General features: G+C 60.2%; 14 protein-coding genes. 4 read left to right on the forward strand and 10 right to left on the reverse strand.

Features of this window, described 5'->3' with window-relative positions:
* The gene (locus H2O65_RS09600; RefSeq protein WP_182141481.1) at positions 1-984 is read right to left on the reverse strand and encodes an ABC transporter permease; all 984 of its coding nucleotides are present in this window, start codon (positions 982-984) and stop codon (positions 1-3) included.
* Positions 985-1,475: 491 nt separating this feature from the next.
* Between H2O65_RS09600 and H2O65_RS09605 the strand changes: the two genes are divergently transcribed.
* The 3 genes from H2O65_RS09605 (at position 1,476) to H2O65_RS09615 (ending at position 4,764) form a co-directional block, all read left to right on the forward strand.
* Complete coding sequence (locus H2O65_RS09605) at positions 1,476-2,204, forward strand: MFS transporter (RefSeq protein WP_182141482.1); 729 nt, start codon at positions 1,476-1,478, stop codon at positions 2,202-2,204.
* Positions 2,205-2,357: 153 nt separating this feature from the next.
* Positions 2,358-2,960, forward strand: coding sequence for a DUF1349 domain-containing protein (locus H2O65_RS09610; RefSeq protein ID WP_182141483.1), 603 nt, complete (start codon positions 2,358-2,360; stop codon positions 2,958-2,960).
* Positions 2,941-4,764 carry a glycoside hydrolase family 13 protein gene (locus H2O65_RS09615; protein WP_182141484.1) on the forward strand — a complete coding sequence of 608 codons (1,824 nt, stop codon included), beginning with the start codon at positions 2,941-2,943 and terminating at the stop codon, positions 4,762-4,764. The genes H2O65_RS09610 and H2O65_RS09615 overlap by 20 nt, the downstream gene beginning before the upstream one ends.
* 274 nt (positions 4,765-5,038) lie before the next feature.
* Here the strand turns inward: H2O65_RS09615 and H2O65_RS09620 are convergent, their stop codons facing one another.
* The 4 genes from H2O65_RS09620 to dapB all read right to left on the reverse strand — a co-directional run bounded on the left by H2O65_RS09620 (position 5,039) and on the right by dapB (position 9,937).
* Entirely contained in the window at positions 5,039-6,361 is a 1,323-nt protein-coding gene (locus tag H2O65_RS09620; RefSeq protein ID WP_182141485.1) for a homoserine dehydrogenase, read from the reverse strand.
* Positions 6,362-6,417: 56 nt separating this feature from the next.
* Positions 6,418-7,725: a diaminopimelate decarboxylase gene (locus H2O65_RS09625; protein WP_182141486.1), complete on the reverse strand. Its 1,308-nt coding sequence runs from the start codon at positions 7,723-7,725 to the stop codon at positions 6,418-6,420.
* 102 nt (positions 7,726-7,827) lie between these two features.
* Positions 7,828-9,048 (reverse strand): LL-diaminopimelate aminotransferase, encoded by a 1,221-nt coding sequence (locus tag H2O65_RS09630; protein ID WP_182141487.1) that lies wholly within the window; start codon positions 9,046-9,048, stop codon positions 7,828-7,830.
* 13 nt (positions 9,049-9,061) lie between these two features.
* Positions 9,062-9,937, reverse strand: coding sequence for a 4-hydroxy-tetrahydrodipicolinate reductase (dapB, locus tag H2O65_RS09635; RefSeq protein ID WP_182141488.1), 876 nt, complete (start codon positions 9,935-9,937; stop codon positions 9,062-9,064).
* Here dapB and H2O65_RS09640 point away from each other — a divergent pair.
* Positions 9,916-10,503 carry a DNA-3-methyladenine glycosylase gene (locus tag H2O65_RS09640; RefSeq protein ID WP_220458745.1) on the forward strand — a complete coding sequence of 196 codons (588 nt, stop codon included), beginning with the start codon at positions 9,916-9,918 and terminating at the stop codon, positions 10,501-10,503. The two genes, dapB and H2O65_RS09640, sit on opposite strands and share 22 nt — an antisense overlap.
* Before the next feature lie 20 nt (positions 10,504-10,523).
* Here H2O65_RS09640 and purU read toward each other — a convergent pair whose 3' ends face one another.
* The 5 genes from purU to H2O65_RS09665 are packed head-to-tail and all read right to left on the reverse strand — an operon-like array spanning position 10,524 to position 14,458.
* Complete coding sequence (purU, locus tag H2O65_RS09645; protein ID WP_182141489.1) at positions 10,524-11,402, reverse strand: formyltetrahydrofolate deformylase; 879 nt, start codon at positions 11,400-11,402, stop codon at positions 10,524-10,526.
* 16 nt (positions 11,403-11,418) lie between these two features.
* Positions 11,419-11,664: a hypothetical protein gene (locus H2O65_RS09650; RefSeq protein ID WP_182141490.1), complete on the reverse strand. Its 246-nt coding sequence runs from the start codon at positions 11,662-11,664 to the stop codon at positions 11,419-11,421.
* Between the two features lie 10 nt (positions 11,665-11,674).
* A complete protein-coding gene (locus H2O65_RS09655; protein ID WP_259349517.1) occupies positions 11,675-12,538 on the reverse strand; it encodes a DMT family transporter in 864 nt (287 codons plus the stop codon).
* A gap of 32 nt (positions 12,539-12,570) precedes the next feature.
* Positions 12,571-12,981: a peptide-methionine (R)-S-oxide reductase MsrB gene (gene msrB / locus H2O65_RS09660; RefSeq protein WP_182141491.1), complete on the reverse strand. Its 411-nt coding sequence runs from the start codon at positions 12,979-12,981 to the stop codon at positions 12,571-12,573.
* A gap of 37 nt (positions 12,982-13,018) precedes the next feature.
* Positions 13,019-14,458 (reverse strand): mechanosensitive ion channel family protein, encoded by a 1,440-nt coding sequence (locus tag H2O65_RS09665; RefSeq protein WP_182141492.1) that lies wholly within the window; start codon positions 14,456-14,458, stop codon positions 13,019-13,021.
* Positions 14,459-14,501 lie beyond the last annotated feature (43 nt).

Below are 14,501 nucleotides of genomic sequence, written 5' to 3' on the forward strand. Positions count from 1 at the left end.
CTAACTAACGCGCACGCGCGGGTCGGCCACGACAGTAAATACATCTGCAAGCATCAGTCCAAAGAATGTTGTAGCTGCGGAGAACGCCACGACGGCCACGGTGCCGTTAACGTCATGCTGGGTAATCGACATGACTGAGAAGATCCCCATGCCATGCCACGAGAAGATTTGCTCCGTGATAGTCGCCCCCGTAAAGAGTCCGGCGATCACAAACGCGAAGTAAGTTGCCATTGGAATCAACGCGGTGCGGAGGGCGTGCTTACGCACGGCGGTCCCCTTGCGAAGGCCCTTGGCTCGGGCGGTGCGCACGTAGTCGGCGCCCAGCGTGTCCAACATCAGGTTGCGCTGGTAACGCGAATAGGTGGCGATGCCGCCAAGCGACATGGAGATTGTCGGAAGCAGCAGGTGTTGCAGTCTGTTTACCAACTCAGCGCCCGGATAGTTGCCAATGTTCCCAGTCTCACCAACAAACTCAAAGAACCCGGTTCCTGTCGCCTGATTGAAACGAACCGCCAGGATCTGCAGGATTGTCGCGATGACGATGGTAGGAGTTGAGATAACGATGAGGGCGAGCAGGGAGACGACCCTGTCCGAAACCTTGTACTGCCTCGTTGCAGTCCAAGCACCCAGAGCGACACCGCCGATGATGCCGACGAAAGACCCAATTGTGATGAGTCGCACCGAAACCCAGATGCGAGTCGCCAGAATACTGTTGACAAAGTCACCCTTTGGCGTGCGGCCCCAGTCCCAGTGGAACAGAACATTCTGTAGCCACGTTGAGTAGCGCTCCAGGAGTGGAATGTCAGGGTTGATGTTGTAGGCAGTCAACATTGCGTTGACAGAATCCACATCGAGGTTGGGGTTGGTAAAGTCAAACTGGGTGCGCGGATTCAGTGCGGTTCCCGCCAGTAGGTAGGCAAGCGAAACCGCAATAAACAGCAACACCAGGTAGTTGAGCAACCGCCTGAATAGGTACCGGTACATAAAAAATCTTTCCGTGGTCCCCGCAACTTCATCTCTGACCCACGCCAAGGCACAGAAATGCGCCCTAACAACAGGACAGGTTGCGAAGTGCCCCAAGAATAGCGCGCTGATACACCGCGCGGGCAATTGGTGGAATTTCAAGAAGAATTCCACTGCGGACGAGGACGAATTAGGCTACACAGCTATGTCGAAGATCCCCGAGACTCCCAATTTGGTCCAAATACCGAGACGAGACCGCCGCAGTGGCGCCCTCGTTCTGGTGTTGGTAGCGGCAGCGATTGTCACTGCAGCAAGCCTGCGTCCCGGGGCTACTTCTGTTGGGCCTGCGCTCCCCGAATTGATGGACTCCCTTGGAATGAGCGGAGGATTGGCGGGGCTTCTCACTGCTCTGCCCGGCATTTGCTTCGCCGCGATCGGCATCATTTCTATCAGACTTGCATCGTGGAGTGGACTAGTTGGGGCACTACTTGCGGGGTCGGTTCTAACCACTTTTGGGCTGGCGAGCTGCCATCGGTGTGTGGGCGGCGATCAGCCTTGTGGCGTTTGCGCTGTGGTTATACCTTTATTTGAGGGACGCGTCTCTGCGTAAGAAGGAGCACCCCCAACTCGTCGGCGGCCACGCTGGTCGCCAGAAGATCTGGAAGTCAAAGACAGCGGTCGCCCTCATGTTCTTCTTTGGGCTTCAGTCCATGCAGGCATACATCCAGTTTGGCTGGGCACCAGTTGCCTACAGGGCAGGAGGTTTGGATGCGACCTCTGCGGGAATAATGATTTCAATCATCGCCCTCGGCGGCATACCGGGTGGACTCGTCATGCCGTGGCTGGTTTCCCGAGGGCGTGGGCTGCAAAGCCTCATTACTGTTTTCGGTGCCCTGCTGGCTATCGGATACCTGGGGATAGCTTTTCTCCCAACGACGCTCCCCTGGCTGTGGGCGCTGTGCCTGTCAGTAGCCGGGTTTTGCTTCCCCACCGCCCTCGCCCTCATCATCGACAAGACACGTCACGCTTCCATCACTGCGGCCCTGTCCGGATTCGTCCAACCGGTCGGCTACCTGCTTGCTGCCGTGGGCCCATTCCTTGTCGGGATTACGTTCGGTGCGATTGGGAACTGGGAGCCCATCCTCATCGTCCTCGCCCTCACCGCAGTCCCCATGTCAGCGGCCGGAATCGTTGCAGTTCGCGGGGGGACTGTCGACGAACAGCTCAAGGTGACGAAGTAGGTACCTAACTCGTTCTTCCGAACCAGCGCCTCGGACTCGCGGACCTGGTCTGACAAAAGGTGGCGCTTAGCTCACCGTGGGCGTAATGCGCGAAGTTGCACGCCACGTTCGGTAACGTTTGGTGTGTGCCAAGACCACGAGGGGGTGGCAGGAATGATGCAACTGATGACCGTCCGCGCTGTGCCGTGGGAAGAGGGTCTGTGGACCCACGTACCCGAGGACGTCCGGAGCAGCCCACTGGGCCTTACCATCACGGCAACAGAGATGTCGGATGCATGGAATAGCACCGATCCCGCGAAGACGGTTCACACCGAGAACGCCCTCGTCACCGACCTTCATCAGGGCCAAGCGGTCGAGGTCGCATTCATTGCGGACATGACCGAACAGTTTGACCAGGCCGGCATCTTCATCGTTTCAGACGACGCAACGTGGGCAAAGGCGGGCATGGAGCTCTCCGACGGGCTCCTGCAGCTCACTGCGACTCTGACCCGGGGACTTTCCGACCGTTCGATGTGTCAGGTGGCCGACTGGAACGGGCGCCCGGTGCGAGTTCGAGCCGCGTGGAAACACGAGATGATGTGGATTTACGCCAGCGTTGATGGTGAGCCGCTGCAGCTAGTGCGCATGTTCCCGTTCGAGGGCGCCCTGAAGGTGAAAGCCGGTCCCTACGTTGCGTCGCCACGCCGCAAACGGCTTTCGATCACGTTCACAGAATGGCTTATCACTGAAGCTGACGATGCCGGAATCGACGACTGAATCAAGCTGGTGGAAGACGGGCGTCGTCTACCAGGTATACCCGCGCTCTTTCGCGGATTCTTCGGGGTCAGGAATGGGGGACTTGGCGGGTATCACCTCGCGGCTCGCATACCTGAAAGACCTTGGCGTTGACGCACTTTGGCTTAGTCCCTTTTACCCATCGCCCCAGGTGGATGCTGGTTACGACATTGCGGACTACCGCGACGTTGACCCAGTTTTTGGAAGCCTGGAGGACTTTGAGGCGCTGCTTCACACCGCTCATGAGCAGGGTTTAGCGGTCATTATCGACTTGGTCCCGAACCACAGTTCTGACCAACATCCCCTCTTCCAGGCCGCTCTGTGCGGTCTGCCCGGGGGTCCGGAGCGGGCCATGTACCACTTCGTCGAGGGCGACGGCGCGAGTGGGGGGCTACCGCCTAACAACTGGAAGTCGGTGTTCGGGGGACCAAGTTGGACACGCGTTGTCGAGGCCGATGGCCAGCCGGGTCAGTGGTACTACCACCTCTTTGACCCCACTCAGCCTGATTTTAACTGGGGGAATCCCCGGGTTTTGGAGTTCTTTGAGGGCGTGCTGCGCTTCTGGCTTGACCTCGGTGTAGATGGCTTTCGTATCGACGTTTCCGATGCCCTGATCAAGGACACGGCGTGGCCAGACACCGAGGGCGGATGGCCGGTCATCCCCAAGGATGCTGCGAGCCCAGTTCACGACATTTACCGCCATTTTCGCGCCGTGATGGATGAGTATCCAGAGACCATGGCAGTCATTGAGACAGGCGCTGATGACGACATCGTCGCCCTGTTCTTGAGGTCGGATGAGATGCACCAGGCGTTCAACTTCCGCTTCCTGAAGACGGGGTGGGACGGGGGAGAGATTGCGCGGGCTATCTTTGAGTCGGCTCGCGCCTTCGCCGACGTTGGCGCCGCGACCACCTGGGTGACGGACAACCACGATACGGTCCGGTCCGTCACGCGTTACGCAACCGGTGGGTCGCTGAGCGGGGCGTATGTCCCGCAAGTCGACACTGCAGGCGCTGGCAGCGAGGACGCAGCCTCTGACATCGGGGTGCGTCGGGCTCGGGCCATGGCGGTTCTACTCCTATCCCTTCCCGGCAGCGCATACATCTATGCGGGTCAGGAGTTGGGCCTTCCCGAGGTGACGGATTTGCCTGACGAGGTTCTGACAGATCCATCATTCTTCCGCACAAATGGGGCCGTTCGAGGCCGAGATGGCTGCCGCGTTCCTCTTCCCTGGTCAGGATCTGAACCGCCGTTCGGGTTTTCTCCCACAGGACCCGGGGCGCCCCCACCGCAGACCTGGCTGCCCCAGCCGGATCAGTGGGCGTCACTGACGGTCGCGCAGCAGGCCGGTGATCCGTCCTCCATGCTGAGTCTTTACCGCAACCTGCTGCGATTGCGCAGGGAAGAGCCTGCCTTGGGGTCTGGTGCTTTGGAATGGGTTTCGCCAGTTGCCGAAGTTGAAAGGACCGGGTTCCTGCATCTGCGCCTCTGGGCACTTCCAACCGTGGAGCCTAGCGAGCAGACTGCTGCCGAGACCCCAACTCAAACCACCGTTGACCTGGTCGTGAATTTCACTTCGGCGCCTGTCCCACTTCCACGCGGGTTGTCTCGAGACTGGATGCTGCTCAGCAGCGCAGCCCACCCTGGCAACGCTCGGTCTACCAGCCCAGCCCAGGACAACAGAGTCGCAGACAGCGACGTTCAACTTGGCGGTGCAACGCTGCCGGGCCACCTGCTGCCGGCGGAGTCGGCTGCGCTGTTCCGTTCGCCCGCTGCCGGCGACTGAGGCTACTGCTCTGTTCCGTTCGCCGGTTGGAGCCGACTGAGCCTGCCCGAAAGTCCACTGCGCGCGACCCAATGGAGCGCCACGCCACCGATCTTGACTCGGCGGAGCACCCCGCCATTCCTAAGGTCGCCGATATCCACTAAGGTCGCCGCTGTTCTAGCGAATTATTGGCGACCTTAGGCGACATCGGCGACCTTAGGTCTGTGGCCCAGTGCTTGCGTGTGACGGCGGCAACCTTACGTGACGGCGGATGCCGGGGGTGCCGAGTTGGCGCCTAGGCGCTGACCTCTGAACGCAGGATCGAACTCACCTCAATGACTGATGCGCTGTCGTTCAGGTCTGCAACCACCTGCTCCAAGGAACCTTCCGTGGCGCGGTGAGTGAGAATCGTCAGAACAGCAGTCTTGAGATCGCCGCTCCCCTCACTGACCTCATCGTTGGCGTCCCTCTGACTCACCGACTTGATAGAGACCCCGTTCGCAGCGAAGATGCCCGCCACTTCAGCCAGCACACCTACCCTGTCGCGAATCTCTGCCTGCACCTGGTAACGGGTAACGGCCTCCGCGCGCGGCAAGATCGGCAGGTTTGCATACACCAGTTCCCTTGGACCGTTCCCACCGTTGGCAATGTGCGAGGCCGCAGCCACAACATCTGAAAGTACGGCTGTCGCTGTCGGAGCCCCGCCTGCACCTTGACCGTAGAACATGAGCCGACCAGCAGATTCACCATCCACAACAATCGAGTTGAAAGCACCGTTGACATTGGCGAGGGCGTGGTCACGTGGGACAAGCGTGGGGTGGACCCGCACTGAAACCCATTCGGTGCCATCATCCTTCGTGACGCGTTCAGCAATTGCGAGCAGCTTGATGACGTTGCCCCCGGCCTCTGCCTCAGCAATATCGTCAGCCGTGATGCTTGAAATCCCCTCAACCGCGACGTCGTCGATAGACACCCTGGTGTGGAAGGCGAGTGACGCCAAGATGGCGCACTTCGCCGCGGCATCTAGCCCTTCAACATCTGCCGTGGGGTCAGCCTCAGCAAAGCCGAGCCGCTGGGCCTCAGCCAATGCGTCCTCATACGAAGCACCCGTCGAGGTCATCGAGTCGAGAATAAAGTTGGTAGTTCCATTGACAATGCCGAGGACGCGGAGGATCTTATCTCCCGCCAGAGACTCGCGGAGCCCATACACAACCGGAACTGCACCCGCGACGGCGGCTTCGTAGTAGAGGTCAGCACCATTCTGGGCTGCGACCTCGTACAACTCTGGGCCGTGAGCTGCAAGGAGTGCCTTGTTACCAGTCACCACGGTCTTGCCCTGGCTGAGTGCGCGCAATACCAAAGTGCGCGGCGGTTCAATACCGCCGATCAGCTCGATGACCAGATCCGCGTTGTCAATGGCCTGGTTCGCATCCGTGGTGAGCAACGCGGGATCAATCTCTACATCGCGGGGCGCAGACACGTTACGGACAACGACCGCCTGGATGTTCAGATCGGCACCGGCGCGGGCCGCAAGGTCGCCGCCTTCCTCCTGAATAAGGCGAATCACCTGTGAGCCAACGGTCCCTGCCCCAAGTACTGCGACGTTTACGGTTGCCATCTCATGTGCTCCTCTAAGGGTGAAAGTTGTGAACCTCTGGGTAGTGTCCGGCTAGATTACGCGTTATTTACCGGGTCGTGCAGTAGCGGATCAAGTTCTGGTTTACCCAGGTCCTCCGTCACCTCAAAACCCGCGATTGTCGCAAAGTAATCCCGCGGCGTTTCGGCGCGGCGAATCATGCGGAAAGACCCGTCTTCTTCAAGGAGCACCTCGGCGGAGCGAAGCTTTCCGTTGTAGTTGTACCCCATGGAGTGTCCGTGGGCCCCGGTGTCGTGCAGCACTACAAGATCGCCAATCTCAATTTCTGGAAGAGGACGATCAATGGCGAACTTGTCATTGTTTTCGCACAGTGACCCGGTCACATCGTAAACGTGGTCGAGGGGCGCATCTTCCTTCCCGGCAACCGTGATGTGATGGTATGCGCCGTACATGGCCGGGCGTAGCAGGTTCACAGCGCTGGCATCCAGGCCGACATACTGCTTGTGTGTGTCCTTGTGGTGCAGGGCAGTGGCGACCAGCCACGCATTCGGCCCGGTAATGTACCGCCCCAACTCCGTGACCACTGCAACCGGGTCCATTCCCGCGGCCACGATCGTCTCTTGGTACGCCACCTCAACTTGAGCCCCAATAGCTGTGAGGTCCGCATTGGGCTGACCGGGCTCATACGGGATACCGATGCCCCCGGAGAGGTTGATGAGGAAGAACTCCGCATCGCACTCCTCGGCAAGGTCCACAGCCAACTGGAAGAGAATCTTCGCCAGCGCCGGATAGTAACCGCCATCAGTGGTGTTTGAAGCCAGGAACGCATGAATTCCGAACCGCTTGACACCCAGTTCCTTCAGGCGGTTGATCGCTACCGGCATCTGGGCCGGAGTCAGCCCGTACTTGGCGTCCCCAGGATCCCCCATGACCCGGGTCCCCAACTTGAAGTCGCCCCCCGGGTTGTAGCGCAAGCAGATCTCTTCTGGGATACCGCCATTTTCCGCGAGAAAATCAATGTGGCTAATGTCGTCAAGGTTGATGAGGACGCCCAGTTTGCGTGCCAAACGGTACTCTTCTGCGGACGTGACATTCGAGGAGAACATGATGTCGTGCCCCTTGAAGCCCATAGCATCAGAGAGCAGGAGCTCAGTGTAAGAGGAACAGTCGACCCCACACCCTTGATCCTTGAGCAGCTTGAGGATGGCGGCATTCGGGGTTGCCTTGACCGCAAAGTACTCTTTGAAGCCCGGGTTCCACGCGAAAGCCTGTTGCAAGGCATCCACGTTGGCGCGGATTCCCGCAGCATCGTAGAGGTGGAACGGCGTCGGAATCTTCGCAACGATCTCACGTAGTTTTGCTTCTGAGGGGGCAGTGCGGGGCATTGCCAGTCCTTTCTCTAAGTGCGGCCGGGGCAGCTGCGATGCGACGGGGGATGGAGTGGGACGAGGACGAACTATTTGCGAAGTGTTGAGGACGAGGGCGGGCTACCCTTTGAGCGTCGGCAAGAGAGCCTGGAGGCGCCGCACCGCTTCAGAGGTAGTCTCAAAAGAGCCAAAAGCACTGAGGCGGAACTGCCCTTCCCCAGCAGGGCCGAAGCCGACACCCGGCGTACCAACAATCTGCGCGTTGTTCAGCAGATAGTCGAAGAACTCCCAAGAATCCATGCCACCGGGGCACTTGAACCACACGTACGGGGAGTTGTCCCCACCGACGGCTTCGATTCCGCTTCCAAGCAGTGCGTCCCGGATCAGCGCCGCATTACGCAGGTAGTAGTCAATGGCTTCCTGGACCTGCACCCGACCCTCCGGCGTGTAAATCGCGGTTGCAGCCTTCTGCACCACGTACGGTGTTCCATTGAACTTCGTTGACTGGCGGCGGTTCCACATGGCGTGCAGCGACACGCCCTCGACCTGCAGCTCCTTAGGCACGACCGTCCACGAACAACGCAACCCGGTGAACCCAGCGGTCTTAGAGAAGCTGCCGAACTCAAGAGCCACCTCCCGAGCCCCATCGATTTCGTAGATGCTTCGCGGGATCGAGTCATCCGTAATGAAAGCCCTGTAAGCGGCATCAAACAGGATGATGCTCCCGTTGTGGCGCGCGTAGTCCACCCATCCCTCTAACTCCGAACGGGTCAATGTGGTCCCGGTGGGATTGTTGGGGTAGCAGAGATAAATCAGGTCAACGTGTTCGCTGGGAAACGGCGGCTTGTAGCCGTTCGCTTCCGTGCAACTGAGGTATGTCAGATTCGACCAGGTGCCGTCCCTGTATTCCCCCAACCGACCCGCCATGGCATTGGAGTCCACGTAAACGGGATACACCGGATCCGCCACTGCGACCGACGCATCAACCGAGAACAGCTCTTGGATGTTGCCCGTGTCTGATTTCGCACCGTCACCGACAAAGATCTCATCAGGGTCGACACTGACGCCGATCACACCGTACTCTCCCTCCGCGATCGCCTCACGAAGGAAGCCATAGCCCTGCTCAGGCCCATAGCCAGCAAACGTCTCACTTGACGCCTGCTCATCCACTGCCTCATGCAGCGCCGCAACAACTGCCGGGGCCAGCGGGAGTGTCACATCCCCGATCCCCAAGCGCAGAACCTGCTGGTCGGGGTGCGTCTCTTGGTACTTGCCGACCTTCTTCGCGATGTCGCTAAATAGGTACGAGGACGGAATCTTCTGGAACTCTTCATTCAACATAGTCTTGGCCCCTCTAGCCCAACAGGTCTTCCATCGTGTACAAACCGGGCTGCGCACCCTTTACGAAACGTGCCGCCTTCACCGCGCCAAATCCAAACACCCCGCGCGACTGTGCAACGTGGCGCAGCTCAACAATCTCATCGTCCAACAAGAACGTCACCGTATGCTCACCAACCACGGTCCCGCCGCGAACCGCATGAATACCGATTTCGTTCCCGCGGGCCCCGTGGTCTGAAGGGCTGCGCCCATAGACGAACTCACGGTCCACATCGACTGCATCCCGCACCGCTTCCGCAAGGGTCAGCGCCGTCCCTGAGGGGGCGTCGACCTTCAGCCTGTGGTGGGCCTCAACAATCTCAGTGTCCACCGGACCAAGCATGCGAGCCGCGTCAGAAGCCAACCGACGCAGAACGTTCACCCCGACCGACAGGTTGGAAGACCGTAGTAGCGGAATAACCTTCGCGGCCTCTTTCATCTTCGCAACCTGGCCCTCATCATGGCCCGTTGCGGCGATAACCAACCCGGTTCCGCTACCCACCGCGAACTCAAGCACCTCATCGAGGGCATCCGCGCGTGAGGCATCAACAATCACATCCGGGGACGTCTGCTGCGCCGCTTCCTCAAGCGTCGCAAACATCGGCGCGCCAACTGCATCGCCGCCACCGCTTTCCAAGAGGTGGCGATCCACTGCCACAATCCCGCACCCCGCTGCCTTTGCAGCCGCGATGACGGCCTGCCCCAGGCGTCCCGCGCCATAGACGACTATCTGTACCACCGGCAACCTCCATGCATTCCGACTAACTACAATCAGCCTAACAACGCCCTCCGACACTTGGCGCTGGCGTCCAACCCCCATGGAAGGAAAACGTGCAAGACCTGCAACTCCCACTGCCCCACTCCTTCTATGAGCGCGACACCCTGCTAGTCGCGCAAGACCTGGTGGGTTGCTACCTCCACCGCAGACTTCCGGAGACCCTAGGCGGGGGCGTCCTCGTCGGTCGCATTACCGAAACCGAAGGCTACCTGGGGGAAGCAGACGACGCGGCACACACCGCCCGCGGGCGCACCAAACGCAACCAGGTTATGTTCGGCCCGCCCGGCCACGCCTACATCTATCTGATCTACGGCATGTGGTGGAACCTCAACGCTGTCACGCGTCCGGAGGGAACGGGCGAGGGCGTCCTCATTCGCGGAATACACCCCATCAGCGGCGAAGAGCAGATGCGTGACCTCCGGGGCGGCCGCAAAGCTCTTGCTGACGGCCCCGGCAAACTGTGTCAAGCCATGGCCATTACCGGCGCCGACTACGGAAGCGATCTGAGCGGCACCGACCTGTTCATCACCCCGCGCACCGACCCGGTCACCCTGCGGGCCACCCCACGAATCGGGATTGACTACGCGGAAACCCGGCATGAACCGTGGCGCTTTATCGATGCCCGCGAGAAGCGCCGCTAACCGCCCGCGCCGCAGCGCCCTCAGAAGACGATCGTCTGCCGACCATCGCGAATGACGCGGTCCTCCGCGTGCCACAGCACAGAACGCGCCAGCACCTGGCGTTCCACATCCGCACCGCGTCGAGCCAACTCAGTAACGGTGTCAGCGTGGGTGACGCGGACCGTGTCCTGGTCAATGATCGGCCCCTCATCCAAGTCTTCGGTGACGTAGTGCGAGGTCGCTCCGATCAGTTTCACGCCGCGCTCCTTCGCCTTCAAATATGGGTTGGCCCCAATGAATGCCGGAAGGAATGAGTGGTGAATGTTGATGACCGGAACGCCGACCTCGGCCAAAAAGTCCCCGGAGAGGATCTGCATGTAACGGGCCAACACCACGAAGTCGACGTTGCCCCGCAGCAACTCTAGGATCTTCTTCTCAGCCCTGGACTTATCCGGACCCTTCTCAGATGGCACGTGGAAGAAGGGGACACCGAAGGAGCGCACGTCCTCGGCCGTGTCCGCGTGGTTGGAAATCACCATGGGAATACTGACCGGCAACTCACCGCGACGACGACGCCACAGGAGGTCCAGCAGGCAGTGGTCCTGTTTCGAAGCCAGGATCGCCATGCGCTTGGGAACCGACTGATCACGCAGTTCCCAGTCCAGCCCGAACGGGCGCAAAGTCGCGTCGATATCCTCGCGAAGTCCGGGCATTGCAACAGCGAGGCCCGCCTTGTGGAAGACCACTCTCTGGAAGAACTTCCCACCTCGCGTTTCGTCCGCGTACTGGTCGAGGGCGACAATATTGCCCCCGTTGCGAGCAAGCATGCCGGTAACAGCGGCAACGATTCCAGCCGAGTCTGGACCGTGAACCGTCAGACAGGCGTGATCTTGGGGGAGGGAAAGCGGTGAGTGGTGCATGGGGGTATTGTGCCTGTTATTCGCGTTTCGCGGTCACCATGAGATAACCAGTGAGCAAAAGTGTTGCCGCCGCGATCCCGCAAATCCACTGAATCAGCGTTGACCAGTGGAAAGAATACGCAAGGAAACCGCCGAGGGCGTAACCACCCGCGCCGAGGAAGATCGTCCATCCCATACCCGATGCCCGCGACCCCTGGATGAACATGCTGGCAACAACACCGATCACAGCGCCGACAATGGCCATCCACAGTAGGTTCAGCATTCCACAACTCCTAGTTTGTCGAGGGCGCCCGGGAAGCAAGCCAGACGGCGACAGAAATCAGTACCAAACCTATCAACTCGGCAACCGTGGGGATTTGCCGTAGGGCTACCGCGCCAACCAGCGTCGATGTCGCGGGGAGGAGGGCGGTGAGCAACGCGAAGGTGGCGGCGGGCAGTCTGGAGAAGGCCACGGCTTCGATCGAGTAAGGAATGGTCGTTGAGAAGAGACCAACCCCGACCAGCATTAGTACCAAACCCCAGGTCAACACCACGGGGGACGAGGGCGTCAGCGGAGTCGTAACGACCTGGGACCAGAGGAATGGGAGGAAGACCACCCCGGACGCCACCATTCCGACCGCAAGCGACGGTCCGGGCGGAGCGGATTGGGAGATGCGGGCGCCCAGCAGGATGTATCCGGCCCATGCGGCTCCAGCGGCCAGGCCAAAAAAGAACCCGGTTCGCGTGGTCGCGTCGGTTAGGTCTAAGCCCACGCCACCGATGAGCACAACTCCGACGAGGGCGATCCCGGCGGCGATGCGCGGCTCGCGTCCTCGTCCTCGAAGGACTGCCACCGCGACGGGACCAAGGAACTCAAGGGAGACGGTGGCACCAAGAGGGATCCGTGCAATGGCTTCATAGAAGAGCAGGTTGGTGCCCGCGAGTGCCAGTCCGAAGAGAATCGAAGCCCCCAGGGAACGTGGGGTCCACCGCACTCGCCACGGACGCCAGAGGAGCACCATTCCCACGCCACCGATGATGATGCGCCACCAGACGACCGCCCCGGGGTCGAGGACGCCAAACAGGCCGATGGCGATTGCCGCGCCAACGTATTGAAACAGCGCGGCGGATATGAAGAGTGCGGGGGCAGGCAACACTGCCAGGCTGCCTTTCCGCGGTGGGTTTCCAGTCAGTTGCGGTCCGACCCGTCGTCCTCGGGCTCAAAGTTCAGAGCAACGGAGTTCATGCAGTACCGCATGCCGGTTGGTGTATCGGGAGCGTCGGGGAAGACGTGCCCCAGATGGGAGTTGCATCGCGAGCAACGGATCTCAGTACGGGGATATCCCAGCAGGTAGTCGGTGTCCTCAGTGACGGCGCCCGGCTTGTTCTCAAAGAAACTGGGCCAGCCACAGCCCGCATCAAACTTGGTTGAAGCGTCGAAAAGGGCCTGGCCGCAGCCCTTGCAGTAGTAGGTGCCAGGCCGATCCTCATAGAGGTGCTCCCCTGAACCGGGGCGCTCTGTCGAAGCCTGGCGGAGGACTTGAAACTCAAGCGGGGAGAGGCGCTTTCTCCAGGTTTCTTCATCAAGTTCGTATGCCATTGCCACCCTCCCCTTCCATCGAAAGCCAATGTGGATGTCAGTTAACGCTAGTCCCCTCCCCTGTGGGCGCGCCAGGCTTGGCCTTGCTTTGGACCTGCTTGACGACCTCGGGGTCGAACTCTCCCATTAGGGGCAAGGCGGCCTCGTCCTTAGCCCTTTGCAGGGAACGAAGAGCCCGGTGCAAGAGCGTTTCGTGACCTGGGCCCTCGTAGAGGGATGCGCGCTTCTCACCCGCTGGGTTTCCAGAGAACAAATGGGCACCCTCAACGCTGGGAGCTGCTGAACGCAACAGCGCATCTGGGTCAGGCTTGAAGAGCTGCTCCTTGGTGAAGTCGCCACCACCGAGTGGTCCGATCAGGGAGGGATCAGCAAGCAGGCTGATATCGAGTTCGTCGGTTCCCATACCGGGCGTGACCTCGGGAGCCTCTGAGACAATCAGCCGTTCACGCGGAACCGCTGAGGGGATGTTCTCGCGGATCCAGGCAACAAGGTTCTCACGCAAGTAACCTCGCAGGTCCTGCAAGCGCGCCCAGTTGTCGCCCGAAACCGTTATCCGCAACGTCATGAATGCGCCAGGCAGGTCGTAGACCTGAACGCTCCACGTCCTCCCATCCCAAAGGTCCGTCGACTTCAGGAGGCGTTGCACCTCGGCGCGGATCTCAGCAACAGGCGCGGTCCAATCAACCTGAATCTCAAAGGCGGACAGCTGGGATGCGGACTTGCGGGTCCAATTCTCAAATCCCTTTGTTGTGAACTCGGTCGAGGGCAAGATTATGCGACGCTCATCCCAAACTCGGACAACGACATAGGTGAGAGTGATTTCCTCCACGCGTCCCGGCTGTGATTCACCGGGGGCAACTATGTTGTCACCGACCCGAAGCGCATCGGTGAACGCCAGTTGCAGCCCTGCGAAAACGTTCCCCAAAGTTGTCTGCGCGGCGAGGCCCGCGACAACCGAAATCAAACCCGCCGAGGCAAGTAGGGACGCCATGGGCGCCCTCGCCTCAGGGAATGTCAACAGCACAAAAACCAGTGTCAGGGTGACGGTTGCTGCCTGAGAGGCGCGGCGCAGGATTTGCACCTGAGTACGAAAGCGACGGATGTCCCTTCCGGTGCGGACATCTGCCAAGATTTCCGGCTCACCGAGCAGACCCATTCCCGCGTAGATGATCCATCCACCAACAACAATCACGGCCACCAAAAGTCCGTGGGCGACGTGTCCGTACCAGTCAGGAGGGTCGGGAGGAGTTGTCAGCACAAATCCCGTCCAAGCACCGAGCGTGGTGAAGAGCAATGCAATCTGGGCGCGCGTGCTACGCACCAGGCGGCTCACGACCCCGTGGCCACGAAACCCAAAGGAGAGTACTACGACGAAAATGAGCGCAACCAGCGCACCCATCGCCGCGCCAACTATCAGTCCCGTTAGCGGGGAATTCGTGGCATTGAGAGCACCTACAAAGTCTTCTGCACCATCCAATCACCCAGCCTACGGAACTGTGGGATCTATTACCTGTTGAACT

It is taken from the genome of Schaalia sp. JY-X169, from assembly GCF_014069575.1.
Taxonomy (GTDB): domain Bacteria; phylum Actinomycetota; class Actinomycetes; order Actinomycetales; family Actinomycetaceae; genus Scrofimicrobium.

Coding starts and splice junctions, on each gene's coding strand:
- H2O65_RS09600 (WP_182141481.1), bottom strand. CDS start 984: ATGTACCGGTACCTATTCAGGCGGTTGCTCAACTACCTGGTGTTGCTG.
- H2O65_RS09610 (WP_182141483.1), top strand. CDS start 2,358: ATGATGCAACTGATGACCGTCCGCGCTGTGCCGTGGGAAGAGGGTCTG.
- H2O65_RS09615 (WP_182141484.1), top strand. CDS start 2,941: ATGCCGGAATCGACGACTGAATCAAGCTGGTGGAAGACGGGCGTCGTC.
- H2O65_RS09620 (WP_182141485.1), bottom strand. CDS start 6,361: ATGGCAACCGTAAACGTCGCAGTACTTGGGGCAGGGACCGTTGGCTCA.
- H2O65_RS09625 (WP_182141486.1), bottom strand. CDS start 7,725: ATGCCCCGCACTGCCCCCTCAGAAGCAAAACTACGTGAGATCGTTGCG.
- H2O65_RS09630 (WP_182141487.1), bottom strand. CDS start 9,048: ATGTTGAATGAAGAGTTCCAGAAGATTCCGTCCTCGTACCTATTTAGC.
- purU (WP_182141489.1), bottom strand. CDS start 11,402: ATGCACCACTCACCGCTTTCCCTCCCCCAAGATCACGCCTGTCTGACG.
- H2O65_RS09650 (WP_182141490.1), bottom strand. CDS start 11,664: ATGCTGAACCTACTGTGGATGGCCATTGTCGGCGCTGTGATCGGTGTT.
- msrB (WP_182141491.1), bottom strand. CDS start 12,981: ATGGCATACGAACTTGATGAAGAAACCTGGAGAAAGCGCCTCTCCCCG.